The sequence below is a fragment of the Vreelandella alkaliphila genome (assembly GCF_016107625.1).
GTDB lineage: Bacteria > Pseudomonadota > Gammaproteobacteria > Pseudomonadales > Halomonadaceae > Vreelandella > Vreelandella alkaliphila.
Window position 1 is genome coordinate 297,702 of the sequence record NZ_JABASV010000002.1, and the last position, 26,002, is coordinate 323,703.

Sequence of the window (26,002 nt, forward strand, 5' to 3'; positions counted from 1 at the left end):
TAGTAGAAAGAACGTAGTAGAAAAAAAAGGGGCTGCCACATGGCAAGCCCCTTTTTCATTTCAGCCCAGCGTTAACTTCCCGACCAGCCCAGCAGGATCGGTACATAAACCACTAATAGCAGCACCCCAATCAAGCCTAAAAGATACGGGATAATTGCCCGAGTGATGCGCTCCAGCGGTAGCTGAGTGACTGACGAAGCCACATAGAGGTTGATCGCAACCGGCGGGGTAATCATGCCAATCGATAGCCCCACCACAATAATCAAACCAAAGTGGATCGGGTCGATGCCCAATTGCAGTACCAGCGGCAGCAACACCGGGGTAAGAATAATTAAAGCGCTAGCGGTCTCGATAAACACCCCCGTGAGCAGAATCACGGCCACGACCAGCAGCATAATCACGTAGGGGTTGGTGGAAAGCGACAGCACTGCCTGGGCGATGGCGCCGGGTACCTGCCAGCTTGAAAGTGTCCAGCTGAGTACTGCCGACATGGCAATCACCAGCATAATCACCGCGGTGGTCATCGCCGAGCGAATCAGCAGCTTATACACCTGGGGCAGGGTTAAATCCCGATACACAAACAGCGACACCAGCAGCGCATAGTTGACTGCGACCACGGCCGCTTCTGAAGGCGTGAAAATGCCCGAGAAGATACCGCCCAGAATAATCACCGGCGTCATCAGCCCCCAGCTAGCCGCTTTCAGCGTGCGCCAAATGGTCGGCAGCGACAGCGGTGTACCTTTGGGGTACTGGCGCTTATAGGCCTGAGTGATCGCAATGGCCATCAGCCCCAGCCCCATTGCCAGCCCCGGCAAAAAGCCGTTCAAAAACAGCTTTGATACCGACTGCTGAGCAATCACCGCGTAGATAATCATCGGCACCGAAGGGGGAATCACAACGCCAATCGTACCGCTAGCAGCAATTAAGCTCGCCGCTGAGGCAGGATCGTAGCCTTTGCGCTTAAGCTCCGGCACTAGGCTTGAACCCACCGCTGCGGTGGTGGCTGCACCAGAGCCGGAGATAGCTGCGAAGAACATGCCTGCCATTACCGATACCACCGAAAGCCCGCCGCGCATAAAGCCGACTAACGAATCGGCAAAGCTCACCAGCCGCTCGCTGACCTTACCCTGGGCCATTAAGTCACCGGCCAGAATAAACATCGGGATAGCGACCAGAGCAAACGAGTTAATGCCCTGGAACATCTGCTGGGTGACCACCATGAGAGGCACGCCCGACTGGTACAGCGCATAAAGCGTGCTTGCGCCAATCGCAAAGGCAATCGGCACTCCCAGTAGCATAAACAGGAAGAACAGCCCGAACAGCACCAGAGTCATAGTGGCTCCTCCGGCGCGGCGACCGTCGGCTCACCGTTCACCAGTACGTCGATCATATCCATCAGGGCGTACCACGCCATGATGGCGGCAGAAAGTGGAATGACTGCATAGATGTAGGTCATCGAAAGCCGCAGTGAGGCGGATTTCTGAAAGCTTTGCACCTGCATATAGCGGTAGCCAATCACGATTAGCGCGATCATAAACGCCAGCACCACCGCCAGTGCAGCCAAGCGCGCCAGCTTGCGCAAGGGCAGGGGAAGCGCATCCACGGCAAAGGTCACGGCGATATGCCGCCCGCGCTGGAAGGCTAAGCTGCTGGCTAAAAACGTAATCCACACCAGTAGAAAGCGCGCGACTTCTTCCGTCCAGCCAACGGCGCTGAACAGCACCCGCGACACAATCTGCAGAGTGATCACACCAATTAATGCTGCCATGCCTGCAAAGACCACGGGCTGGATGATGGCATCCAGCCCGCGTTCGCTACGTTTCAATAGTGTTAAAAGTGGCTGTGCAAACGCCATCACTGATTCAGCGCCTCCTGAATGCGCGGTAGGTAATCACCAAACTGCTCGCCATACTTCTCATACACTGGCGCCACGGCGGTCTGGAAGGCTTCAATATCTGGAGTTTCGTTGATCTCCATGCCCGCCTCGCGAAGCTCAGCCAGTTGTTCAGCTTCCATGATAGCATTCTGCTCTCTTGCGTATGCAGATGCTTGCTTGGCGACATCCAGCACAACGGACTGAAGCTCTACCTGGAGGCCGTTCCAGGCGGGAAGGCTCATAATAAACGTTGCTGGCGCATAAATATGCCGAGTCATCGTTAGGTAGTCCTGGGTTTCCGCAAGGTTGAAGGCATGGATAGCGTTAACGGGGTTCTCTTGGCCATCAATAGTGCCTTGCTGCAAGGCGGTTAATGCCTCTGTCCAGGCCATGGGTACAGCGTTGGCACCGAGCCCGCGGAATGTATCAACATAAACCTCATTTTCGATGACCCGCAGCCTTAGGCCTTGAAGGTCTTCAGGGACATTGATTGCATGCTGGCTATTAGTGATATTCCGAAAGCCACGTTCAGCGTATGCCAATCCTTTCAGGTTCACATCCTGTAATTTGCCTAGGATTTCCTGGCCGATTTCACCATCCAGCACAGTATAGGCCGCTTCGGAGCTGGGAAAGAGAAACGGGAGCTCAAAAACGGAGAACTCATCGACGAAGTTAGCTACAGGACCGTTGGTGATAATGCCCATATCCACAGTGCCGATTTGCATACCTTCTAATAAGGTGCGCTCATCGCCCAGCGAGGCATTCGGATAAATTTCCACGCTAACCGCGCCATCGGTACGTTCGCTAATCAGCTGTTGGAAGCGCTCAGCAGCAATATGGTAAGTATCTTCCGTATTCACCACATGGGCTAGGCGCAGCGTAGTAGGGGCTATCTCTTCCGCTTGTCCAGCGAGGGGCAAACTGAGTAGACCTACACCAATAAGGGGAAGAGTTAGCTGTTTAAGTTGGCGTGCCGGTTTAGTCACAGCGTTCAGCGTAAAGCAGGCAAGGATATTCACATTATCTCCTAAGAATTAGTGGTTTTAATTATATTGAGGCGTGGTTTTATTATTTTCTTAATGCTCATCTATATCACATTGATTATAGGGGGCAAATTACTTATTTTTATTCCACTATTCGTTCTTCTAATCCGAAAAATCTTTATATAACTTGTACTTGAGTGATTTTTAGGTTGGCGATAACCTGCAAGAGGTTACTTTTAATTGCGCACTTTTGAATGAAGCACTACAGGGTTTTAAACGCCAAGTGCTTAAACCAATGGTGTGGTCAGCTAAATCAGGAATAAGAAATGGATAAGTTGCTGAACGACCTTGTTGCAATCGTCGGTCCTTCGGGGGTACTGCTTGGTGATGATGTCTCGCAGCGTAGCGTAGATTGGTTTACAGGGGCGCCGTGTCGCGCTAAGGCGATTGTTAGGCCGCGCAGCACAGAACAGCTGAGCCGTGTTATGGCTTTGTGTTATCAGGCCGACCAGCCTGTGGTGACACACGGGGGCATGACCGGTATTGTGCATGGCGGGATGGCAAGTCCAGATGAAATCGTCGTGTCACTGGAGTTGATGAACCAAATAGAGGAGATCGACCCTGTTGGTTCCACAATTTTAGCTCAGGCTGGGGTGACCCTGCAGCGCGTACAGGAAGCAGCGCAAGAGATCGATATGCAGTTCCCACTAGACTTGGGGGCAAGAGGCTCTTGCACCATTGGTGGCAACATCGCCACCAATGCCGGTGGTATACGGGTAATTCGCTACGGCATGATGCGCCAGCAGGTACTGGGACTAGAGGCGGTACTTAGCGACGGCACCGTAGTGAGCTCATTGAATAAAATGCTGAAAAACAATGCAGGATACGATCTGAAGCAACTGTTTATTGGCAGTGAAGGTACGCTGGGAATCGTTACCCGTGCAGTACTACGGTTACAACCCGACATGCCCAGCGAGCAAACGGCATTAGTAGCGGTGCCCTCTTTCGATGCGTTGACTCAGCTGCTGAATCTTGTCTCTCGTGAGCTAGCCAATAGCCTCAGTGCCTTTGAAGCGCTGTGGAATAATCACTATAAACTGATGACCACAGAAAGTGGTAAGCATGCGCCTGTACTAGCGGATAACTCACCTTTCTACGCCATTATTGAAACACTGGGGCTGGATGAGGCCGAGGACGCTGAGCGTTTTTCCCAAGTGCTGCAAAAGGCACTAGAGGTCGATTTGATCACCGATGCGGCCTTGGCGAGCTCCCAAGCCCAGCGTCAGGCGATCTGGGCCATAAGAGAAGATATCGAAGTGCTGGTGAACGAGCTGAAACCGATGTTCTCCTACGATGTCAGCCTGCCGATTCCCAGTATGCAAGCGTATGTCGATATTTTAGAAGAGAACCTTGAAACCCAGTGGCCTCAATCAGGAAAAATGGTGGTATTTGGTCATCTTGGTGATGGCAACTTACACATTATGATCACGGTACGTGACGATAGCCCGGACAGCCGACGCCAGGTTGAACAGCTTGTCTATTCGTCTCTGAAAGCGTTTGGCGGTTCCATTTCTGCAGAACACGGCATTGGTCTTGAGAAAAAGGACTATCTGTCAGTTTCCCGTACCAGTGAGGAGATTGCCTTAATGAAACGCCTGAAAACCGCGCTGGATCCCAAAGGTCTATTGAACCCCGGCAAAGTGATAGCGCTGGACTAGCGTTTGCCTGAATGGTTAGTAGGTATCGCCAGCCTTTAGGGAGCGGGTGTTATCAGCTCCCTAATTAGCGATCTTAACCAGTGTATACCGGAGTCGTGATCCTTCCTTTCATCCCAGCATAGGCATACTTTAAAGGGCGCTACATCCAGGGGCAGGGCGTAGAACTTCAGGCTATTATTGCGACAAATCACCTTGGCGGCACTCTCAGTCACCACGCAGAGTAAATTCGTCGAGACCAGTATCTCTTGAAGAGGAGTGATATAGGGTGTTTTGGCGACGATTTTGCGCTCTAACCCCAGTATTCTCAGTTTCTCATTGATTAATAGTGGGCTATCTTCGCGGTGAGATAATGCGATTTGTGGGGCGTTTAAAAAAGCGTCAAGTGTGATCGTGTTGTTGTCTCCGTATAGGGAAGCATCACCAACACAGCCAATCACATCATCAAACAGGTATTCGTGATAAGAGGTGAGTGGCAAGCTTTCCAACTGCACCATGGCGAGGTCGATATCGTGGGCTTGTATGGCGTTCTGAGCATCTTCGGCACTGGCTATGCGGGTAGACAACATATTGAAGCATAAGTCGGGCGCATGAGTTAAACAGTGCTGAATAAGCTTAGGTTGTAACTGCTGGCTTACATAGTCCACTAGGCTGACACGAAACTCGCGTTTCGATGTGGCCGGTGAGAACTCGCTGTTGCTATACACCGCCTGATCGAAGTAGAACAACCCTTTGGCCACAGCGGCATCCATCTGCCGGGCAAGCGGAGTTGGCTGCATACCATCCAGCGTTTTAATAAATAGCGGGTCATCCATCAGCAGGCGCAACTTCTTTAGCGAATGGCTGACAGCTGGCTGGCTTAGGCAGAGCGCTTCTGCGGTAAGGGTTAAGCTCCTTTTCCAATAAAGCGTATGAAAAACCAATAATAAATTGAGATTTATCTTATGCAGTCTCGTTGCCAACTTTATATTGGTTGGTTCAGTCATCAGGCGTCTCTAATTGGCAAAGGCTGTTCACGCAGTATATTGACACTGCGCAAACAGCTATCGGTCACTTCAATAAAACCAACCTCACGCTACGGGAAGTCGAGCAGGTAGCAAAGACCGTTTACTTAAGTGCCTCCTGAATGCGCGGCAGGTAGTCACCAAACTGCTCGCCGTACTTCTCGTACACCGGCACAACAGCAGCTTGGAAGGCTTCCATATCCGGCGTTTCGTTGATTTCCATACCGGCTTCGCGCAGCGCCGCCAGTTGGTCGGCTTCCATATCCGCATTCACTTGGCGCTCATGTTCGGCGGCTTCTTGGGCGGCTTCTTTCAGTACGGTTTGTGCCTGTTCTGGCAGCTGGTTCCAAACGGGCATGCCCATTACAAAAATGGCCGGGGCGTACGTATGGCGGGAAAGGGTCATGTAGTTCTGGGTTTCATCCAGTTTGAACGAATGGATCACGTTCACCGGATTTTCCTGGCCGTCGATGGTGCCTTGCTGCATGGCGGTCAGCGCTTCTGTCCACGCCATGGGAATAGCGTTGGCGCCCAGCTCGCGGAAGGTGTCGGTGTACACCGGGTTTTCCATCACACGAATGCGTAGCCCATCCAGATCTTCCGGCGAATTCACCGCGCGTTCGCTGTTGGTCAGGTTGCGGAAGCCGCGCTCTGCGTAGGCCAAGCCTTTCAGATTCACATCAGACAGTTTATCCAGCAGCTCCTGGCCGATCGGGCCATCGAGCACGCCATAAGCGGCTTCTGGTGAAGGAAATAGGAACGGCAGTTCAAATACTGCCATCTCTTCGACAAAGTTGGCCACCGGGCCGTTGGTGATCAGCCCCATATCCACGGTGCCGATCTGCATGCCTTCCAGCAGCGTGCGTTCGTCACCCAGCGAGGCATTGGGGTAGATCTCGATGTTGACCTTGCCATCGGTGCGCTCTTCCACCAGTTCTTCAAACTTGGTCGCGGCGATATGGAAACCATCTTGCTCGTTGACCACGTGGGCCAAACGCAGGGTAACGGGGTCCATATCAGCAAAATCAGCGGCATTCGCGGCGCTTACTAGCGTCAGTGAAATGCCCAGTGCCAGCGTGTTACGTGCAAAAGTTTTCATTATAGTGTGTTCCCAGTTTTACTAAAGATAGGAAGTGCTCCCAAAGCATGCACCACACTGCGGAAAACGGTCAATCAAAGCGCCTGTAAAACCGCTGACTAGCTGGACACAGCGCGCCCACACGGGTACGATACGCACCCAAAGCGCCCGTAGCTCAGTTGGATAGAGTGTCGGCCTCCGAAGCCGAAGGTCGTAGGTTCAATTCCTACCGGGCGCGCCAAACATATCAAGGGCTTACGTTAATGCGTAAGCCCTTTTGTTTTGGCCAGTCAGCAGCTATAACCACGCTAGTAACCACAAGCGGCAATCCCAAAGTGTTATGAGTCGGCATTATTTGGTGTTGCGTTTTGTTGCCTTGGTTGTTGCGCTCCCCTTTTTTAAGCTGGGGGAAGCGCGGGAAAGCTAGCACTACGAAACTTTCGTAATACCCGGCATTGGGGGGATTAGATGGAATAACCTCCTCACATTAGGACAGAGTGTCTTTAAGCGACTCTGTTAGCGCCTAGGGAATCGGCTAGGTTCCAAGCCCATTAGCGTTACCCAATGAACGGACATCGCCGGGAACGCCAATTTGGCCGTCTGGGGGTGGTCAGCGTGACCGCGGCTTGAAGTGACTCAGGCTCACAATTAAAAGATGGGAATCCTCACCTTTTCTCGGTTTCAAACCGCAAAATTCACTGCCTCGGTTTCAAATAAAAAGCCCCAGCGTTAGCCAGGGCTTGAAGCGCCTACCACCGTCACTACTACTCGGAACGTTGACGCGCAGGCTGTCGGGGTTTTCTCATGTCCGGGGCACTCTCCGACTAATCCCCTGTGCTTCTATCTGAATCCAGGCACTCGAACCATCCTTGCCCTTTGCGGCTCCTTCCTCAAACAACCATAACGTACAGCGTCGGCGGCGTGATCTGGCCCCGTGGTTTCCATATCCTCTATCCGCTTTTGATCACGGGCTAAGTAAGGCACGGTATCCCAGAAATACTCACAGTGCCGGGCGATATACAGGCCGGGGCGGTCGGGCTTGCCAGCATCCCCCAGTAGGCGGCGCATGATGTTCCACCCGGTGATACGGTCAGCCTTCTTCGCAGGGTGAAAGGTAACGCCAGCTTTCTGGAATTCATCGGCAATGCTTCCGGCCCCTGAACCTGTCTTGGCAAATATCGCATCGTCGGCCACGCCTTCGGGTTTCACGTCCCAATGCTGGCACCACTTGACGATCTCCTCACCAAGCACGGGCACTGTCCAGCCTAGTCCGCGGTCTGGGTTCTCACGTCTGGCGGTGTGCATTTCATCCACCAGCACAATAGAGCCACGCGGGTAGAAGCGATCATCAGGCCCAAAGCCACCCGGTGATACAGCACAGATATACGTCACGCTGGGGGCGCTGCTTCCGAAGTCGTGGGTAAGGTATACCGTCCAATCGTCGGGGATTTCCTGCCAGGTGGGTACGGCGTTGCGGCTCTCCTCCAACACAGACGCGAAGTAGGCGCCACGGTTAACGGCCCAATCTCCCTCTACCCATGCCCTCAATAGTTCAGGATCATCAGGGCACGCGCTTTCTAGCTGGTCGCGGTATTGCTCACGGTCTATCAGGTGGTTGCCTTGGAAGGTGGAAGGGCAGTACAGCCATTGGCGCTTGCTCTTTTCCTCGTAAAACGGCTTCCAGGGCTCAGCCTGAAACACATAGCGGCGGGCGATCCAATGATGGCCAGGGCCGCCAGGGTTAGCAGCCACCACCACGCGGATAGGCATGTCTTTAGGGCCACGCAAGTTGGAGCGCATCAGGTCGAGAAGGTCAGGGGTTGGGTACTGTCCCGCTTCATCAATAATCAGCAGCGTGAAGCTACGGCCTTGGTACTTGGCATAATCGCCTTGGGTTTCTAGCTGGCCAAGTTCTAAATATCCCCCGTTGGGGAATTTCCAAACATGCTCGCCTTGGTTATACCGGGCGCTGGTGCCGTACACCATGCCAAACAGCGTGCGGGTTATCAGCTCGAAGTCAGCTAGCCCCTTATAGGTCTTGCGAAGGTAGAGGATGCGGGCCTGATCCCCGTACATTTCAACGTGACGTAAGCACAGTAGGGCCAAGCCGTAAGACTTACCACCACCACGGCCACCGCCTAAAAACAGGTCTAGCTCTTCAGGGGCGGCAAGGGTTCGCTGTTGAAAGTCGTTAAGCTCAATCGCTTCCACGCACCACCTCCCCATCTATTGTGCGGCTGAAGTCTTCCAGTGATTGCGGCCCCGGTAGCTGGAAGGTCACGCTTACACGGTTGGCCAATTCGCCTTGGTCGCCTTCACGGTAGCCATGACGGCACTTCAGCAGGAAGATAGCGGCTGTTACGTTGCCGCCTTCGGCTTGATCCATTAGGGCGCTTCTTAGCTTGGTATGCTCAATCTCTCGCCCTTCATCTAGCGCGTTTTGTAGCTCGGGGTGATTTTCCCGCCATGCTTGGAATAAAGCGGTGCTGATACCTAGCCCACGGGCCATGGCTTTGAGTGACAAGCCCCGCTGACTCATATCAAGAATTTTCTTTTCGGTGCCCTTGGGGGGCTTCTTTTGGGTTCCGGCGCACTTCGCCATATCTTGCCTCCTAAATGGCCCCCGTAGGGGCCAAGGTCGGTTATTGAGCGCGGGCGATAAGGAAGGCCAGGGGTACGGCCTTACGCTCTACCACGCGGCTCCAATTGGCGGGAAGGGCTAGCTCGGAAAGGCTGGGGGATTCGTCGGCAACGGTATCTTCCACCCACGTAAAGCCAGCAGGGTGCATACCCATGTTCATGCGGCTGTGCAGGATTTGTTGACCGCCACCACGACCAGCAGACGGTAGATTTTCAACTTCCGTACCATCAGCAATGCTCGGCTCAGCAGCGCCATAGCCCACGGCACCAGCACCAAACAGCGCGCAGGTGTAAGCGCCTTCGTTTACTGGTAAGCCGTCATCAACTACGGTCGCCAAGCCTCGGAAGGTGGCAATCGTTCCGCCTTGGGAATCGGGGATAAATTCGATCAGGTCATTCTTGAGGGCGCGGCGGTAAATGTCGCTGTGCATGGCGATAGAGACTAGGTTGCTCATCGAGTCGCCAAGGGTGCCAGTGGCATCAATCACCGCTTCAGCACCAAACACACCAGCGGCCCCGGTCTCGGCGCTAATATCCAGCACCATATCACCGTCAAAGTTGGCGATGTTGTCGGCCATGATGCCGCGCAAAGACGCCACCAAGCGCTTTTGAAGCTGTCGATCCCAGTAGGCCACCACACGGCTCTGAATCTTCGCTAGGGCGTCATCCCCGGCGATTTCAGACGCTAGGTTCATGGCAGACCAGCTTTGGTGCAGATAGCTTTTACGCACAATCTGCTTCCCGCTGCCAATCTTCTTAGGGGTGGAGTGAATATCCGGGTCATCGTTAACAATATTGGCTTCGTCGTCTTCCAGGTCACGCCAGAAAGGCACGGTGAAGCTATGGGAGCCCGCTTTAAGTTGCTCGGCAATCACATTGTTTCGGACTGCAACACCAGCACGCACCAGGGCGGTTTTTTGCATGGTTTCTTGCAGCGTGTAGCCAGTGAAAGTGGCGGGTTCAATAATATCGGTTAGGCGTACAGTAGCCATGGAATCACCATAAAATATGGGTTAAGTGATTCTCACAGACCATTAGTCTTGGAGGGTGCCCCATCAGGGCTAAGTTACTAACGCTAAGCGGTTAGTGGGCTTTGCCCCATTAGGGCGAGAAGGGCAGCCCCATTAGGGCCACCCGTTTACTATATCACCGCATACCAAAGGTTGGCACGTTATCCGATCCTTCTTTCGGCTTGTCAGCAGCAGGAGCGGGGCGGGAATAATGACGGCCATCATTACCAAGCGCGCCACCGCCTTTAGGCTTGGGAAGGAAAAAATCTAGTTCCTCTAAGCCGCGTTCATCTATTACATCTCGAATATCGTTAAACGTTAGCTCTCGCGGCTCCTCTTTATTGCCGTACTTCCCTTGCTTCACTGTTTTATAAATGGGATTGCCGTCTTTATCGTGAATCCAGAATCGGCCCTCGTATTCATCCTGAATAATACTGAAGTGCTTTTCAAACGACTCTCGGAAGATAGAGCCAGCGCCGCTGACTTCCTTAAACACAGCATTAACCGGGGCGTCGAAGGTAAAGGCGCGAAGCTCTGATTTAAGGCTCTGGTTTTCGGCCTCTAGGGCTTCCAGGCGTTCAGAGTATTCACCGCTACCCTGTTGGGCCTTTTTTACTTTACCCAATAGCTCGGCATTTTTGGCTTTCACCTTTTCCAGTTCGGCGGTAAGGCTTTCGTTATCGGCTTGCAGTTGCTCAATAGTGACTTCAGACATACTCGGCACCTCTTTTTAGTCGAGTGATAATCAAGTTGGCGGCATGACGGCCAGCGTTGTCGCGTTTGTGATAGGTAGGTTCATCGTCGGCAGCGGCGCGCCACTCTTCTACATAGCGTTCAGCCAAGCGTTGCTGCATTCGTGGGTGAAGGCGTAGAAGGCCAGTGGCCACATGGCGGTAATCTTCCGGCACCAGTGGGCAGCGTTCAGCGATCCATTCCAGCCAATCGGTAGACGTTACCGGGTGGTTATCTTCGTTTTTTTCTGAAAAAGGCCCATCTACCTCCCCCCCTAAAGCCCCTAAAGGGCTTTTAGGTGGTTTACGGGGGGTGTCACCATCCCCTTTTTCTATTTTTTCAAGCCAGCGTCCCATTACTCGCCCTCCTGATTCGGCACGTACTCCGAATGCCAATAGAAGTCGATGCGTGGTCTTCCGGTTGTCGGCACCTCCATTTCAGTCAGATAGCCATGTTCAACAAGTACATCTAATGCCCCTTGCACGGCCTCGGTCGTGTCCAACCCTTGCCAGCCGCGTTGCTGTACCTGCTTAACCTTGAAAGGGTTGGGCAGCTTCTGGCGGCGCTTCAAAATCAACTTGGCACCTTGGATGCCACTGTTGGTGGCTGCGCTATACAAACGTTCGGCATGAGTGCGCAGGAAGTCGGCCCACTCAAGGGCTCTTGCGGTAGAGGTCTTGCCCACGCTGCCTTGCTCCCCATCTATCACGGCGAACAGCAGCGCCAAGCTACCCACCGTCTTGGGCATCTTTAGCAAGTGTTCAGCCATTAGCGGGGAGAGGTTGCCGGAACGGCACTCGACGTTGATCTCTGTCATCCACTCGATGAATAGCTCTTGAGCATCGGCGGTGAAGCGCCAAGCGGGTGGGTCTCCATCTTCATCAGTACCCAATTCCAGCGAGTGCAGGCGGTAAAAGACCTGGGAAAAGCGCTCCTTTGCTTTAGGGTCAGGTTTGCGGTCGATCCATTTCCAAGAAGATTTGCCGTCTGGCCAAACAGCCAGTTGGAAACGCTGTATCAAGCCATCGTTAACCGTCCCCTTAGCACCTCGCACGATAGGCGCTAGCTTGCTTGGCTGAATGCCGCCAATGATGTTTAAGGCACACCGTTCAATAGCCACCGTTCCCCGGCCAATGCGGTCATAAGTAAATCGTGAATCACCATTGAAACACTCTAGGTAGAAGGCGCGTTCAGCGGCGTTCTCTTCTTGCTGAAGTTTTGCCAGCAGGCCCGCCAGTTCATCCCGTAAGATGGTTAAGTGGTGATCAAACTGGTTCATCAGTTCGCCCGCTTTTTCCACCGTTGCATCGTTCAGAATGTAGCGCTCAGCAGGCCCGGGGGACTCAGGCTCCTTGATACTCCCCAAGGTCTCTTTGGCTGCATCCATTTCGCCTTTGGCGGCCAGATCCTTAGCCTTTTTCTTAACCGCTGCTTTAGCGATCTCGAACAGCTCAATCTCTTCCTTGTAAGCCTTAACGCCCTTTTCGTGCTCTCTCCTTGCTTCCGCTTCAATGGCGTCAATAGCAAAGCGCATTGCCTTGATTGCCGGGGTTTTCATTGCTGAAGGGTCGCCCACCAGCACCGCCCACAGCACAATGACAATTTCCCAGTCATCATGCTGCTTCGGGCGCATACGCACTTTATGGCCTACCAAGCCAGCTAACAGGGCTAGCGCCGATACTGCACAGTATTCCGGCGGGCACTGGATACGTTGGGCAACGTCGAGCACATAGTCGCGCAGCTCTTCCGGCAACATTTCCGGTTGAAAGCTCGGCACTTCGGGGAGGCTTTGCGGTAACGCCCTCGGGGGCGTCACCTTATCGACTTGCTGGTCTAGCCAGTTTTCAGCCGCGTTAAACATGAGCGCCCACCTCCTTTGCGGCAGCCCTCAGACGGCCAGCAGCCACCGCCAAGCGGTTGCGGTCGTCATCAGATAACAGCGTCCCGCTATGCACAGCCTCAGCCGCTAACAGCGCAATCAGGGCTTCACGCGCTACCGCTGCCAATACGTCACGGGGAACCCAACGCTCCCCAGGGCGCTTGCTAGCGGTGTATGCGTCGTTATCACGTTGAGGAAATAGGTCTTTAAGCTCTAAGCCGATAGCGGCTAGCACGTCCCCCGTTGGGCATCCTGCGAAGCACTTCATCAGGATGGTGCCGTCTGAGGTTTCACGCACCGCCAGACTAGGCGAGCGGTCTTGGTGTGCCGGGCAGCACGCCAGCCAACGCCCCGGCCCGTTTTCTTTCACCTTGTCGAGTCGATCCAAGATGGCGTAAACGTCCGGGCGGGTGCTATTATTGGCTTGAACAGTACTTTTATGCGCTCGGCTTCGGTCGGGCGTTTTTATTGCTCGCTGCATACATAGCCCTCCTCTTGCAGCCAGTCGCGGCGCTCCTCGAAGGTGCTAGACAGCAGCCACAGCGTCTCTATAAGCGCCTCACGTTTCAGCCCATCAATGTCATGGTCGTTAAGCAGCATCGCCACGCCAGCGAGGATTTTTGACGCCTGTTCCATTTGGCGCACGTCCCCAGTAAGGGCAGCTTTCAGAAGGTAGGTTTGATCTTGAGGAGTCATAGGCCAGTCTCCTTGCTAAACGCCTGGGCTTCGCGCTGCATCTCCTTGAACTCAAGGTGATTGACTAAACCGCTAGCAAGCGCCTGCTCGGCTGTTAAGAAGCGATCCGGGTTAGTGAACTGGAAGCGAATAGTTCGGGTGCGTAGGTCGCAGTTAATGGCTATGGGCATCATTGGACCACCTCCTGAGAATCCAGGTAGGCAACAGCGCCAGCCAACGCGCCCTTTACGGTCTGGGCACCGATACCGTGCGGCATATCGGCATCAAGCCAAGCGGCTACTGGAACGGCGGCTTTTTCGTGGTGAGTTATGTGGCAAGCGTCACTGCGTCCAGTTTGGCGCACAGCATCACGCCAATCGGTGGCTTCAATGACGGTTTCTTGACCAGTACGGGCGAAGGTGATTTTGAACAGGCTCATTGGCTCACCTCCGCGTTGCCGTGGCTATTCCCTTTGGCTAGCGCTAGGGCAAGGTCTATAACCGGGCGCGTTAGCTTTTCCCCACGATAGGGGGCGAGGATTGCCGTCAGGCGGGCGAGTTGATCACGGGTAACTATCATGCCGTTGCCCCCTTGGTAACTTGCTCGATCCAGGCGTCTAGGTCGGCAATGTCGTAGCGAACGGCACGGCCTAATTTTTGGTGTTTAGGTGGTTTGGTTCCGGCGAGAATCCCCATACAGCGGGATTGACGGAAAGTGGCAGGGCGATAGCCAAGGTACTCGGCGGCTTCGCGTTCGGTGAGTAGCTTTCTCGGAATTGCAGTAGTCATACGGACTTACCTTTAGTAAGGCCAGTTTGACTAACAGGAATAGGCGGGGAGCGATAACCACAGATACAAGCAATACTTGCACCGTGTGGATAAGTTGTCCTAATATGAGGGCACTCATTTAGCTCCACGCTAAACGGGTTCGCTCTTTAACACGGTCACGCACCACTCCGCATGACGTTAGCGCGTCAAGCATTAAGGAGTGGTGCGTTTTCGTGTTGCTGAGCATCCGCTTTTCCCTTGTCAGTCTTACTGGCTTGGGGCTGTAGGCCAGGGTTCGGTTTCGGTCGCCAAACTTCTACCGGGTTCTGGCCTTCTCTTTAATCGCTGCATGTCTGTATAGACAAACAGTGATCATCTAATGCTATAACTTATCTTAAAAAAAATTCAATTCAAGCATATATGGTATTTTTTCATCCACTATATATAGACAGCCAATACCCCTGTCTTTACCAGCATTGCGCATCCCTCGCCTACCCGGCTCGCCTTTAGGGGGTTTAGGGGGGGTGGTAGATGGGCCTTTTTTAAAATATTCCATTATTCAGCTTTCCTCATTGGCACCACGTTACTTTGCTCGGCTGACTCTGCATTAGTGATTAACTGCCCCCATGCCTGCCAAGCTAAGCGCTGCTCTTTGGCGTAGTCGTGTCGCTGGTATGTCTCTATTAGGCGATCCGTTGGCGCGTGGTTCAGCATTTGCTCTACAACGTGAGGTGCGGTGCCAAAGTGTTTTAGTAGGCCCGTAGCGAATGAGCGGCGCAGGTCGTGAACGCTGAAGCGTGGCATATCGGCAAGTGGCGCTTTCATGTCCTGTTTTGCCAGCTTGCGCCCCTGTAAGCGCGCAATGGCAGTGGTTAGGCTGGCGTCACCAATCGGTTGGCCGCTGGCACGCTGGCTTTCAAATACGTATTCCAGGCTACCAGTCACGGCTTGCTGCTCCCGTAGTAGGTCAACGGCAGCGCTTGAAAGGTAAACGGTATGCTCCCGGCGTGACTTAGTGGTTATGGCTGGCAGTGTCCAGGTGGCACCGTCTAGGTCGATATGATCCCACTTGGCTTGCAGTAGCTCCCCCCGGCGTTGCCCGGTCAGTATTAGCAGCTTGAGTGCAGCGGCGGCGCTAGTGTCCAGGCGAGCGCTTTCTATCGCATCCCATAAGCGCTTGATCTCTGAAAGGCTTAGCACACGGTCGCGCGGTGCTGACTTAGTAGCGCCTAGTTGGCTTGGCTGGATGCCTTGAGCGGGGTTGGTGTCGATCTGGCCATGCCCTTCCGCATAAGTCAGCATTGCCCGCAGCATGGTTAAGCACTTGCTTGCTTGGTTGCGGCTCTGGTTTTCGGCTATTTCTTTAACCGTACTTTTTACCGTGCGGGCATCAATTCGCTTGACCAGCAATGAACCTACACGTCCCTTTAGATAGTGGCCCCAACGCCAGCGCGCTTGCTCTACAACAAGTGGTGAAGGTGTGCGCCTAGTACGTACCGTGGGCGTCTTTGCGTAGCTCTGAAGCCAACGCTCGAACAGCTCGGCCATTGTCCAGGCTGACTCATTTCGTGCCTTTTCATCGCGCTGTGCGTGCTTTGGGTTAATGCCTTGGGCGTGAAGGGCTACGGCTTCACCGTGGCTTTCCCTCGCTTCCAGCAAGCCCACGCTTGGGTATCGACCAAGGCTGTAGGTGTCTTGCTTACCATTGAAGCGGTAGCGGTAATACCACGCCTTTGATCCAGTGGGCTGCACACGAATAGCCAAGCCGCCACCATGAGGTGACTTCACGCTTTCCCAATAAACGGTGCCTTTGGGCTTTAGTGCCTGAAGCTGGCGATCTGTGGTTATCATGGCTGACTCCTATTCAGTACCACTCTGGTAACTGCAATTTGAGTCTATAACCACAGACGTAAATAGACAAGCGCTAACAATAAAAAATGATAGATGCCTTGTTTTGATAGGTTTTTATTGTCTATTGGGATATGTGAAAGTTAAAGAGTTTAGTCCTCCGAAGCCGAAGGTCGTAGGTTCAATTCCTACCGGGCGCGCCAAACATATCAAGGGCTTACGTTAACGCGTAAGCCCTTTTGTTTTGGTTGTGACAAATCTGTGGTCACAATATCTGCATTACAAGTTTTGTATGCTTATTCAGTTATGGTTTTTGAGGTATGTTGTAGTTAGTGTCATTCATCGTGATCGTCAGGGATAAGAAGACAACGTGCAGCTCAAGTGGTCGCTACACTAAGTGAGTGCTAAGAACCCGTAAAAAGAGTTTGAAAGCCCTAGTTTCAATCTTCAATACAGATCGATCTCATGCGTACAGCTTGAAAAGTCCTGGTAATAAGCATGCTAATCAAAAATGTTAATAACCCCAAAAGAGTGAAACTCAGCACTTTAAAGAATGGTAGTTGTAGCTGTTCAAACATCAAAAAACTGGCAATGGTAATAGCTGCTATTGGGAATGAATAAGCCCACCAGGATAAGAAAAAATCAAGCTTTATAAATCGCGTTGTTTGAGTTAGTAGCATTAAGGTAAGAAATAGAGCGATATAATAGAGAATACGGCCAAAAGCGTTGATTTCCCCTACCAGTTGAAACCACGAAATGGATCCCACCGCTGGTGGTGCAATTAGGATGAATAACGTAGGCAACAGCTTAGCGGGCAAGGGCTGGTGAAAGAACATTCGATAAAAAATGATGGTCAAAAGTACACCCCAGAAAATGAGCCCGATGCTGAAGAAAAACCAGGAAATTTCAGGTGATGCATGCTCTATGCCAGCAATAGGTACAAGAATGTTTCCCACGACAGGAATAAACCAAGCTGGGTTTATATGGGTAACTTCAAAATGTGTCTGGTGCAACCAAGCTGATAGAATATAAAGCGTGAAACCAAGATGAAGTACTACACCAACACTCCATAAAATGAAGGAAACTCGGTTGCTGTATGGCAAAAAAGCAATGCTTAATAAGATTAGCCCAATAGATATAGTTGGAAAAAAATTAAGCTTTATGGGATGAGAGAATTCAGATTTAACCTGGCTTGGATACTTTGCTATTTTAGTTATATAAAGTGTTAGTAAGACAAAAAAAGTGACTAAAGTGGTGATGAGAAGAATTGGGCTAATTTTTATTGTAATATTTAATAAAGATTCTGCTCGGTGCCAAGCAATAGTAAATCCTGTCATTCCCATAATAAGAGAAAACCATGAGATTGGAAAGTTTTGTAGTCGAGAAGTGTGAGCACTAGAAGTCATGTTATTTCCTGTTCGATATTGTATTCATATATCATTAGCGTGGGTGGGTTTGGTAAAACAACTGATAAAAAATATCTGCAAGACGAAAGGGTGACGTATTTTCACTAACCTAAAACAGGGGGCAGTAGGGGGCTAAATGATATCGGATGCTGATTTTTATAGGCTATTAAAAGAAGAGCGTCGTTTATCGCCATTGAAAAATTCACTCTAGTTTTCATTAATAGGTTGACAGCTATTTTTTATAAATTAATGAAGTCTTCTATCATGAAGTAATAATTCTCATCGTTTTTTAATCTTACAGTCTTACCCTGATCTGATCACAACCACGGAAAATATTATGCTGGGTATGGTTGTGATCAATTTTTTACTTTTACTACGCGAGATGGGATGTGAGCATCCACACGATCTTTTCTTGCTCGCGAATATAGTCACCGGCTTGAGCAGCAGTCCCTTCATCCTCAGCATTTGAGGCCAATGATAGAAGCTCACGCTGTAGCTCAATTAAGATCTGATAGCCCTGGAGTACTCCACGCACGCAGGCTTCGCCGTCTTGGACATTTTTATCCTCTTGGATCTTGGCAATTTTGACGTAATCACTGTAGGCATGTACCGGTTGATGGCCAAGAGTGAGAATGCGCTCAGCGACTTCATCGACCTTGGTTAGCAGGTCTGTGTAAAGCTCCTCAAATTTCTCGTGAAGCTGAAAAAACTGAGGGCCTTTTACATTCCAGTGATATCCACGCACGTTCATATAGAAAATTTGATAGTTGGCAAGTAGCTCGTTGAGCTTCTCGGCCAGCTGACTAGCACTAGTCTTGTTCAGACCAATAGTGTTGTTGATGTTCATGCGATCATCTCCTTATCATAAAATAAGTATTAATACTGAATTACGTTCTATTGATAGGGATAGACTAAGCAGACATCTCGCTTATTCTCCTTTAAAAAAACAGCGACTCACTCCCTACCGCGTCGTACATATTATTCCTATCGAAAGCCGTTCTGTGGGCTACTTGGTTAGTTTTTAGGCATCTACGCCTATTAGCTCATGCGACTACAAAGGGCTATCATGGCACTAAAACGAAGCTTAATGTCTCAACTATTGTGCTTCTCGTAAGTCGCTCAATACTAAGGTTAAAATAATCTAAGAAAATAAGCATTGTTTTCATTTTTTAAAGCTTAGGACATGGATAAGTTTTTTGCATGGGGCATTTGGACACACCTTAGTATCGATTAATACTCGCGCTAAAAAGCCCCGCATCAGCATGCGCCAACTTTTTGTCAGTGGTAGGTATCGTTTGAGATGCTTCTACAGCCATCTTCACAGTAGCGTTATTTCTACTAAAAAAGCTACGTTAGCTTCATTTGACTAGGCTTTCGCTAGGCTGGACCTGTGCTGGCTGCATTTGATAGGTAAAAAGAAGTTAGCCGTAATGCATGCTGGAGATGAGTATCTCTATTGCAACTATAGCGCGTGCCTATTCGCCTTATATAACAAAATGAGCTATCGTTATTCCTGTAATCATTCAGCCAAGAGGAAATTGCTATGTCTAACGATACGATTCAGCCAGTCATGCCTCAGATTAACCGTCCAGCGCCCGATTTCACGGCGAAAACCACCCACGGCGAAAAGTCGCTGAGCGACTATCGTGGCAAGTGGTTGGTGCTTTTTGCTCACCCCTCCGACTTTACCCCGGTATGCACCACAGAATTTTCGGCCTTTGCGAACTACGCTGATCAGTTCAAAGCGGTGAATACCGAGCTGCTGGGCTTGTCGATAGACAGCATCCACTCACACATTGCCTGGACCCGCAGCATCAAGGAAAACTTTGGGGTTGAGATTACCTTCCCCATCATTGCGGATTTGAGCATGAAGGTGGCCAACGCCTACGGCATGATTCAACCAGGTGCGAGTGATACGGCTGCCGTCCGCGCGACATTTGTGATTGACCCTGAAGGCGTGCTGCGGGCGATGCTGTACTACCCCATGAGCAATGGCCGTTCCGTTGAGGAAGTCCTTCGCTTGGTTAAGTCGTTGCAAACCAGCGATGAGCATGGGGTGGCAACCCCAGAGGCCTGGCTACCGGGCCAGCCGGTAATAGTGCCGCCCCCCCATACCTCGCAAGACGCAGAAGCACGCCAATCAGAGGGGTATGAGTACACCGACTGGTACTTCTGCAAAAAGTCTATTTAACGCCTGCTAACAGCGACGTGATGACTGACTGCGGTCAGTCATCGCTCTATTTTTCAGGCTGTTTTTCAGCTAACGGTCAGGAGCGTCCTATATGAACACCTTCGCACACTCTGAGCATACGACAGCGGGCACGCCTGATGTGGCCGGCTTTTTTGATCCGCGTACTTTTAGTGTCCAATACGTGGTCAGCGACCCTGCGACGAAGCAGTGCGCGATTATTGATCCCGTCTTGGATTTTGATGAGAAATCAGGGGCGACGGCCACGCATCACGCCGATGAGCTGCTTACCTACATCGCTAAAGAAGGCCTGTCGGTGGAGTGGATCCTCGACACCCATCCCCATGCTGACCACTTCTCAGCAGCTCAGTACTTAAAAGAAAAGACAGGCGCTCCAACCGCGATTGGCGAGCATGTCACTAAAGTACAGGCACTGTGGAAAGAGATTTATCACTGGCCGGATATGCCCACCGATGGGCGTCAGTGGGATAAGTTGTTTGCCGAAGGCGATACATTCACGATTGGCGAGCTAAATGCCCGAGTTATGTACTCCCCAGGCCATACGCTTGCGTCTATTACCTATGTGATTGGCGACGCGGCGTTTGTTCATGACACGCTCTTTCAACCCGATTTTGGCACTGCACGGGCCGACTTTCCCGGTGGCGATGCCCATGTGCTGTGGAACTCTATTCAGCAAATTCTGGCGCTTCCAGAAGCTACCCGCGTGTTTACCGGGCACGACTATATGCCCGACGGACGAGAGCCACAGTGGGAAAGCACAGTAGCGGAACAGCGCGATTGCAACCCCCACTTAGCAGGCGTCAGTGAAGCGGCGTACATCGCCTTACGCCGTAAGCGCGATAGCGAGCTACCCATGCCGAAGCTAATCCTGCACTCTCTACAAGTGAATGCTCGGGGTGGTCGCTTGCCGGAACCAGAGGCGAACGGCAAGCGTTATCTAAAAATCCCGCTGGATGCGCTAGAGGGGGCTGCTTGGGATTAACGTTTCGATATTCGCGTTCTAAATGAGGAAAAGACCATGCAAACGCAACCGTTAGAAATGGGCATTGAAATTACCTCATTTCTCAGTATCGATGATTTAGAGGACGTTAAAGCCAAAGGTTTTAAAGCGGTTATCTGTAACTGCAAAGCAGGAGAGAGTGACGCCTTTCCTAATGAAGCTGTTTACCGCCATAAAGCCGACGCGCTAGGACTTCAGTGGGTGCATATTCCGGTAGTGCCCGGTGAGTATGGCCCAGCAGACGTTGCGGCATTTGCCGAGGCGGTGCAGCGGCTGCCGCGCCCCATCCTGGCGTTTTGTCGTTCAGGCAAGCGCGCCACGCACCTGTGGGCTTACGCCAAGCGCCATACGGAGCAGTGCGATCTGGCCGAGCTGTTTTCTGCTGCTAAAGCCGCGGGGTTTGATTTAGAAGAGCATCGGCAGGGGTTAGAAAACGTTACTGGCGAAAAATAAAGTGAGTGCGCATGATGAGCCTTAAACGCTGGATCCCTATCGTCGGCTGGGTGCGTCGCTACCAACGAGCGCAGTTCTCTCGGGATGCGCTGGCCGCCGTCATCGTGACGCTCATGCTGGTGCCGCAAGCGCTGGCTTATGCGCTGTTGGCCGGGCTGCCCCCGGAAATGGGCCTATACGCCAGCATGCTTCCGCTTGTGCTTTATGCCATTTTTGGCACCAGTGCCAGCTTAGCGGTGGGGCCGGTCGCGGTGGCGGCACTGATGACGGCCTCTGCGTTAAGCACGTTTGCCACGCCTGGCAGCCCTGAGTACATCGGGGCAGCGTTGGTACTGGCGGCCCTTTCAGGACTTATTCTGATCGCCATGGGCGTGCTGCGGCTGGGATTTTTGGTTAATTTTTTAAGCCACCCAGTCATTTCTGGCTTTATTACCGCCTCGGGCATTTTAATTGCCATTAGCCAGCTCAAGCACATTGTTGGCGTTGAGGCGTCTGGCCATAACGTGATTGAGATGCTCAGCGCGCTGCTGGCCCAGTGGCAGCAGGTGAACCTCACCACGTTGGCGATTGGAGCTAGCGTTTGGGGGTATTTATGGCTCTGCCGCCAACGGCTGGTGGGCTGGCTGTTGGCGCTAGGCATGTCTGCTAGTGCATCAAGTATTGCGGTGAAAGCCGTGCCTATCTCTGCCGTCGTTATCACCACGTTGCTGGCCTGGGGACTTAACCTTGCGCAGTATGGTGTTGACGTAGTGGGCTTCGTGCCCAGTGGGCTGCCGGCGATTGCCCTGCCCGGCCTTGACCAATCGCTGTGGCTGGGGCTGCTGCCCGCGGCGCTGCTGATCAGCTTGGTTGGCTTTGTGGAGTCGGTATCCGTTGCGCAAACGCTGGCGGCCAAACGTCGCCAGCGCATTGACCCCAATCAAGAGCTGATTGCCCTGGGTATGGCGAACCTGGGTGCGGGCATCAGCGGCGGCTCGCCGGTGTCGGGCGGCTTTTCGCGCTCAGTGGTGAACTTTGAAGCAGGCGCCGCCACACCGTTGGCAGGCGCCTTCACGGCGCTGGGGATTGTGCTCGCCACGCTGTTACTCACCGATTTACTGGCGTTTCTCCCCACGGCCACGCTAGCCGCAACGATTATCGTCGCGGTGAGCACGCTGATTGATCTGCCTGCGGTCAAGCGAACGTGGCAGTACTCCCGTAGCGATGGGTTGGCGATGATCGTAACGCTGCTGCTGACACTACTGCATAGCGTGGAAATGGGAATTGTCAGCGGTGTTGTGCTCTCGCTAGGGCTGCATCTCTACCGCACCAGCCAGCCCCACAGCGCGGTGGTAGGCCGGGTGCCAGGCACCGAACACTTTCGCAATGTGAAGCGTCATCAGGTCGAGACTGATAAGCGTGTCGCTATTCTGCGCATTGATGAAAGCCTCTACTTCGCCAACGCCCGCTACCTGGAAGATACTGTAATGGCCCTGACCGCCCGCGCCCCGTCGTTACAACATATGGTGCTGACATGCCAAGCAGTCAATATCATTGATGCGTCAGCTCTGGAGAGCTTAGAGGCCATTAACGCACGTCTAAAGGATGCGGGCGTCATGCTGCATTTAGCTGAAGTCAAAGGGCCGGTGATGGATCGCCTAAAAGACACCGAGCTTTATCATGAACTCACTGGACAGATGTTTTTCACCACCTTTGAAGCTTGGCAAGCGTTGGTGCATCCAGGTCAAGCGCTGACGGCAGCCGAGTGCCAGCACGCATGCTGAGCAAAGTGATTGAACACAAGGAAGGGGAAACACGTTATGCAACAGCAGCAAACTAACATCGCTATTATTGGCGCGGGCAGCGCGGGGCTTAGCGCATGGCACGCAGCACGCAAGCACACGGATGACGTGGTGTTAATTGAAGAAGGGCCGTATGGCACTACGTGTGCTCGGGTGGGCTGCATGCCTTCTAAGCTACTGATAGCGGCTGCAAACACGGTCCACAGCGCTCAAAATGCAGGAATGTTCGGTGTCACCATTAACGAGGTGGCGGTTGATGGGCATGCGGTGATGGCTAGGATCAAAGGTGAGCGCGACCGCTTTGTTGGCAATGTGTTGTCCTCCATGAAGACGATTCCCGAGTCACACCGCTTGCAGGGGCACGCGCGGTTTATCGACCCCTACACGCTGGTCATAGATGACCATACCCAACTGACAGCCAACGCCATTATTATTGCCACCGGCTCGCGGCCAACGTGGCCGCGCCTGCTGGAGGGGGCGGGAGACCGCTTAATCATCAATGATGATGTGTTTGACTGGGAGTCGCTGCCAGCCTCCGTTGCCGTAGTAGGACCAGGCGTTATTGGTATGGAACTTGGGCAGGCGCTTAGTCGATTAGGTGTGCGCACACGCACCTTTGGTGTTGGCGGTGCTGTGGGGCCGTTTCAGTCTGACAAGCTTAGGCAACTGGCCGATGAAACATTCAATCGAGAGCTCTACTTGGACCCTGATGCCACTATTGAGCAGGTTGAGCAGCAGGGCGATGGCGTAGCCATCACCTTCTACGAGCGGGAAAGCAGGCAAAAAGTCACGGAAATATTTGACTACGTGCTAGCCGCAACCGGGCGTAAACCTAACGTCGACCAGCTGGATATCGAGAACGCAGGTGTGGCGCTCGATAAGCGTGGCGTTCCTCGGTTTAATCGTTTTACCACGCAGTGTTTAGCCAATGACAACACGCTTAGCCATATCTTCATCGCGGGAGATGCAAACCAGTCCGTTCCGCTACTCCATGAAGCGATCACCGAAGGAAAAATTGCCGGACGCAATGCTGCTTGCTTAGACGATGTGCAAGTGGGGCAGCGTAATGTTCCGCTCGCGGTGGTGTTTACCGAGCCCCAGATGGCCATTGTGGGTGAAAGCCGTGCAACGCTAGAGGCGAACTATGGAGGATGTGACTTTATTGCTGAGGGAGGCGTGTCATTTGACGACCAAGGCAGGGCGCGAGTGATGGGTGAAAACTATGGTTACTTAGCGCTTTACGCAGAGCATGGCAGCGGGCTTTTCTTGGGGGCAGAAATGTTAGGGCCTCGCGCAGAACATATTGCCCACTTGCTTGCCTGGGCCTTAGAGCAAAAGTTGACCGTTAGCCAAATGTTGGCAATGCCCTTTTATCATCCTGTTATTGAAGAAGGCGTAAGGTCGGGGCTGCGCGATTTGCAGGCTAATCTAAAGCAAGGGCCAAGCATTACTGAGCGTTGCATGGAGTGTGGCCCAGGCGACTGATAATGGGTGTAGATAGTACGTTAGCAAGAAAGTGATGAACTGAAGGCTAACTTGCGAGGCACATCGCTTCCTTCGAAGCGACAGATGCCTGTAAAAATGCTACCAGTTCATCACTGTGCTGCGTCATGCTTGGTGTTAAGTCGTGCCCTCCACGCACTAAACGCAGAACAGCGTTACCCCCTTGGTTCGCCAATTTATAAGCGTCTGTTTGAGGTATTACGCAATCACTGTCGCCATGCACTAACAGGACAGGGCAGGAGATGTGCGCTAATGTATGCAGCGGAGCAATAGTATCGAAACGATATCCAATCACTCGCTCTACATAGCGAAGTACGTACCAGCCTAGGGGGAAAAAGGGGATGCCTTTTTCTGCTAACCATCGCTTCATCATGTCTGCTGGATGAGCAAAGCTCGAAATACTAACAACAGCGGTTATATCGCTTCGGCGTGACGCAGCTAGCAGCGTGGCAGCAGCCCCTACTGAATGACCAATCAGAGCCGTAGCACGACGATCATAGTTGCTATGTAACCAGGAGAGTGCAGCGTTAATATCCTCTGCAAAACGAGGCATTGAGGAGAAGGTATCCTCATCACTATTGCCATGATTGCGCACGTCAAATGCCAATACATTCCATCCGGCCGCCAGCAATACGGGAACTAACGGTAGAAGGGCAGTACGATTAGAACCCCAGCCATGGGTTAAGAGCACATGTCCTTTTTGCTCATACGTAGTGGTAAACCACCATCCTTCTAATGTGAGCCCATGCGTCGTCGCAAAACGGATGGTTTGTCGATTGGAAGAGAACGCATTTTCTACGGCAGTCACTGATTCACGGGTAGGGGTAAGTTGTTGGCGCAGGCGCTGATGAAAACAGTGAAAGAGTATAGCGACCAATATGCTGGCGATGAGAGTGCCAGCGGCTAATAGCCATAGGTTCATGCCTTATCCTTACTACACGGTGCCAACGATAACTTGTCTTCATTAGGGAAGCTGGCTTGGCCCTCTTTTATACTTAAAAGAGGGCGGAAATGCATGATACGGCTGCTTAGCTTTGATTGGCGAAACTATCGAACGCCTCAAGTGCTTGGGCTGCATAGGTGAACGCTGGCCCACCACCCATATACATACAAACGCCTAGCATCTCCATCACTTCCTCGCGAGTTGCGCCAAGCTCCGCCGCAGCTTTTGAGTGGAACGCAATGCACCCATCGCAGCGCACGCTAATACCAATGGCTAGAGCCATCAGCTCTTTGTGTTTGTGTGAAAGCGCACCCTCTTTATTTGCCCCTTTCGCCATTTGGGTGAAGCCCTTAGCAACATCAGGAATGTTTTTGCCAATATCCTGCATGAGTGCCGAAAGATCTTGGGTCGTTTTTTGCCAATCTTTATGCATAACTATCTCCTAACAAAGCGTTGGGTGTGTTGATTCAGGGCAGCATGACAATAGATACGCGCGCACC

Annotated in this window: 28 protein-coding genes and 1 tRNA gene; 7 read left to right on the forward strand and 22 right to left on the reverse strand. The window is 52.3% G+C overall.

From position 1 onward, the window contains the following. Positions 1-71: 71 nt before the first annotated feature. Genes JFC11_RS04565 through JFC11_RS04575 form a run of 3 tightly spaced genes read right to left on the reverse strand, consistent with a single transcriptional unit; the run spans position 72 to position 2,895 of the window. Entirely contained in the window at positions 72-1,334 is a 1,263-nt protein-coding gene (locus tag JFC11_RS04565) for a TRAP transporter large permease (RefSeq protein ID WP_095603489.1), read from the reverse strand. Beyond that, positions 1,331-1,855 carry a TRAP transporter small permease gene (locus JFC11_RS04570; protein WP_198348818.1) on the reverse strand — a complete coding sequence of 175 codons (525 nt, stop codon included), beginning with the start codon at positions 1,853-1,855 and terminating at the stop codon, positions 1,331-1,333. Before JFC11_RS04570 ends, JFC11_RS04565 begins: the two co-directional genes overlap by 4 nt. Further along, complete coding sequence (locus JFC11_RS04575) at positions 1,855-2,895, reverse strand: TRAP transporter substrate-binding protein (RefSeq protein ID WP_198348819.1); 1,041 nt, start codon at positions 2,893-2,895, stop codon at positions 1,855-1,857. Before JFC11_RS04575 ends, JFC11_RS04570 begins: the two co-directional genes overlap by 1 nt. A gap of 290 nt (positions 2,896-3,185) precedes the next feature. Between JFC11_RS04575 and JFC11_RS04580 the strand changes: the two genes are divergently transcribed. After that, positions 3,186-4,577, forward strand: a complete 1,392-nt coding sequence (locus JFC11_RS04580) for an FAD-binding oxidoreductase (RefSeq protein ID WP_038479275.1) — start codon at positions 3,186-3,188, stop codon at positions 4,575-4,577. Positions 4,578-4,612: 35 nt separating this feature from the next. Here JFC11_RS04580 and JFC11_RS04585 read toward each other — a convergent pair whose 3' ends face one another. Then, the gene (locus tag JFC11_RS04585) at positions 4,613-5,560 is read right to left on the reverse strand and encodes a LysR family transcriptional regulator (RefSeq protein WP_038479272.1); all 948 of its coding nucleotides are present in this window, start codon (positions 5,558-5,560) and stop codon (positions 4,613-4,615) included. 121 nt (positions 5,561-5,681) lie between these two features. Further along, the gene (locus tag JFC11_RS04590) at positions 5,682-6,677 is read right to left on the reverse strand and encodes a TRAP transporter substrate-binding protein (protein WP_038479269.1); all 996 of its coding nucleotides are present in this window, start codon (positions 6,675-6,677) and stop codon (positions 5,682-5,684) included. A gap of 143 nt (positions 6,678-6,820) precedes the next feature. On the opposite strand from JFC11_RS04590, the gene JFC11_RS04595 reads away from it, so the two are divergent. Next, positions 6,821-6,897 (forward strand) — tRNA-Arg (locus tag JFC11_RS04595). A 599-nt stretch (positions 6,898-7,496) separates the two neighbouring features. On the opposite strand, the gene JFC11_RS04600 is transcribed toward JFC11_RS04595, so the two are convergent. The 15 genes from JFC11_RS04600 to JFC11_RS04670 form a co-directional block, all read right to left on the reverse strand. Further along, complete coding sequence (locus JFC11_RS04600; protein ID WP_198348820.1) at positions 7,497-8,867, reverse strand: phage terminase large subunit; 1,371 nt, start codon at positions 8,865-8,867, stop codon at positions 7,497-7,499. Continuing rightward, entirely contained in the window at positions 8,854-9,258 is a 405-nt protein-coding gene (locus JFC11_RS04605) for a hypothetical protein (RefSeq protein ID WP_051233849.1), read from the reverse strand. The genes JFC11_RS04600 and JFC11_RS04605 overlap by 14 nt, the downstream gene beginning before the upstream one ends. A 40-nt stretch (positions 9,259-9,298) precedes the next feature. Further along, positions 9,299-10,288, reverse strand: a complete 990-nt coding sequence (locus JFC11_RS04610) for a hypothetical protein (RefSeq protein ID WP_198348821.1) — start codon at positions 10,286-10,288, stop codon at positions 9,299-9,301. A gap of 154 nt (positions 10,289-10,442) precedes the next feature. Then, positions 10,443-11,021: a hypothetical protein gene (locus JFC11_RS04615; RefSeq protein WP_198348822.1), complete on the reverse strand. Its 579-nt coding sequence runs from the start codon at positions 11,019-11,021 to the stop codon at positions 10,443-10,445. Beyond that, positions 11,014-11,394, reverse strand: coding sequence for a hypothetical protein (locus JFC11_RS04620; RefSeq protein ID WP_198348823.1), 381 nt, complete (start codon positions 11,392-11,394; stop codon positions 11,014-11,016). The genes JFC11_RS04615 and JFC11_RS04620 overlap by 8 nt, the downstream gene beginning before the upstream one ends. Beyond that, a complete protein-coding gene (locus JFC11_RS04625) occupies positions 11,394-12,899 on the reverse strand; it encodes a YfjI family protein (protein WP_198348824.1) in 1,506 nt (501 codons plus the stop codon). The genes JFC11_RS04620 and JFC11_RS04625 overlap by 1 nt, the downstream gene beginning before the upstream one ends. Next, entirely contained in the window at positions 12,892-13,398 is a 507-nt protein-coding gene (locus tag JFC11_RS04630; RefSeq protein WP_198348825.1) for a CHC2 zinc finger domain-containing protein, read from the reverse strand. The genes JFC11_RS04625 and JFC11_RS04630 overlap by 8 nt, the downstream gene beginning before the upstream one ends. Beyond that, positions 13,383-13,613, reverse strand: coding sequence for a hypothetical protein (locus JFC11_RS04635; protein WP_198348826.1), 231 nt, complete (start codon positions 13,611-13,613; stop codon positions 13,383-13,385). The genes JFC11_RS04630 and JFC11_RS04635 overlap by 16 nt, the downstream gene beginning before the upstream one ends. Continuing rightward, positions 13,610-13,786, reverse strand: coding sequence for a hypothetical protein (locus tag JFC11_RS04640; RefSeq protein WP_193053234.1), 177 nt, complete (start codon positions 13,784-13,786; stop codon positions 13,610-13,612). The genes JFC11_RS04635 and JFC11_RS04640 overlap by 4 nt, the downstream gene beginning before the upstream one ends. Further along, entirely contained in the window at positions 13,783-14,031 is a 249-nt protein-coding gene (locus tag JFC11_RS04645) for a hypothetical protein (protein WP_198348827.1), read from the reverse strand. Before JFC11_RS04645 ends, JFC11_RS04640 begins: the two co-directional genes overlap by 4 nt. Continuing rightward, positions 14,028-14,171: a hypothetical protein gene (locus JFC11_RS04650; RefSeq protein WP_198348828.1), complete on the reverse strand. Its 144-nt coding sequence runs from the start codon at positions 14,169-14,171 to the stop codon at positions 14,028-14,030. Before JFC11_RS04650 ends, JFC11_RS04645 begins: the two co-directional genes overlap by 4 nt. After that, positions 14,168-14,380: a helix-turn-helix transcriptional regulator gene (locus JFC11_RS04655; protein ID WP_035536438.1), complete on the reverse strand. Its 213-nt coding sequence runs from the start codon at positions 14,378-14,380 to the stop codon at positions 14,168-14,170. Before JFC11_RS04655 ends, JFC11_RS04650 begins: the two co-directional genes overlap by 4 nt. A 534-nt stretch (positions 14,381-14,914) precedes the next feature. After that, entirely contained in the window at positions 14,915-16,210 is a 1,296-nt protein-coding gene (locus JFC11_RS04660) for a tyrosine-type recombinase/integrase (RefSeq protein ID WP_198348829.1), read from the reverse strand. A gap of 437 nt (positions 16,211-16,647) precedes the next feature. After that, complete coding sequence (locus JFC11_RS04665) at positions 16,648-17,613, reverse strand: SLAC1 anion channel family protein (protein ID WP_198348830.1); 966 nt, start codon at positions 17,611-17,613, stop codon at positions 16,648-16,650. Positions 17,614-17,986: 373 nt separating this feature from the next. Continuing rightward, positions 17,987-18,460 carry a Dps family protein gene (locus JFC11_RS04670; RefSeq protein ID WP_038479262.1) on the reverse strand — a complete coding sequence of 158 codons (474 nt, stop codon included), beginning with the start codon at positions 18,458-18,460 and terminating at the stop codon, positions 17,987-17,989. A 696-nt stretch (positions 18,461-19,156) separates the two neighbouring features. Between JFC11_RS04670 and JFC11_RS04675 the strand changes: the two genes are divergently transcribed. The 5 genes from JFC11_RS04675 to JFC11_RS04695 all read left to right on the forward strand — a co-directional run bounded on the left by JFC11_RS04675 (position 19,157) and on the right by JFC11_RS04695 (position 24,541). Next, positions 19,157-19,804: a peroxiredoxin gene (locus JFC11_RS04675; protein ID WP_038479256.1), complete on the forward strand. Its 648-nt coding sequence runs from the start codon at positions 19,157-19,159 to the stop codon at positions 19,802-19,804. 91 nt (positions 19,805-19,895) lie between these two features. Then, positions 19,896-20,804, forward strand: coding sequence for an MBL fold metallo-hydrolase (locus JFC11_RS04680; protein WP_038479253.1), 909 nt, complete (start codon positions 19,896-19,898; stop codon positions 20,802-20,804). A gap of 36 nt (positions 20,805-20,840) precedes the next feature. After that, the gene (locus JFC11_RS04685; protein WP_095603495.1) at positions 20,841-21,275 is read left to right on the forward strand and encodes a protein tyrosine phosphatase family protein; all 435 of its coding nucleotides are present in this window, start codon (positions 20,841-20,843) and stop codon (positions 21,273-21,275) included. Positions 21,276-21,289: 14 nt separating this feature from the next. Then, positions 21,290-23,038, forward strand: a complete 1,749-nt coding sequence (locus JFC11_RS04690; RefSeq protein WP_198348905.1) for a SulP family inorganic anion transporter — start codon at positions 21,290-21,292, stop codon at positions 23,036-23,038. Positions 23,039-23,074: 36 nt separating this feature from the next. After that, positions 23,075-24,541 carry a dihydrolipoyl dehydrogenase gene (locus JFC11_RS04695; RefSeq protein WP_038479247.1) on the forward strand — a complete coding sequence of 489 codons (1,467 nt, stop codon included), beginning with the start codon at positions 23,075-23,077 and terminating at the stop codon, positions 24,539-24,541. Between the two features lie 46 nt (positions 24,542-24,587). Here the strand turns inward: JFC11_RS04695 and JFC11_RS04700 are convergent, their stop codons facing one another. Both JFC11_RS04700 and JFC11_RS04705 read right to left on the reverse strand, forming a co-directional pair. Next, the gene (locus JFC11_RS04700; RefSeq protein ID WP_051626391.1) at positions 24,588-25,481 is read right to left on the reverse strand and encodes an alpha/beta hydrolase; all 894 of its coding nucleotides are present in this window, start codon (positions 25,479-25,481) and stop codon (positions 24,588-24,590) included. Between the two features lie 106 nt (positions 25,482-25,587). Next, on the reverse strand, positions 25,588-25,935 hold the full coding sequence (locus tag JFC11_RS04705; RefSeq protein ID WP_038479244.1) for a carboxymuconolactone decarboxylase family protein: 348 nt from the start codon (positions 25,933-25,935) through the stop codon (positions 25,588-25,590). Positions 25,936-26,002: the final 67 nt, after the last annotated feature.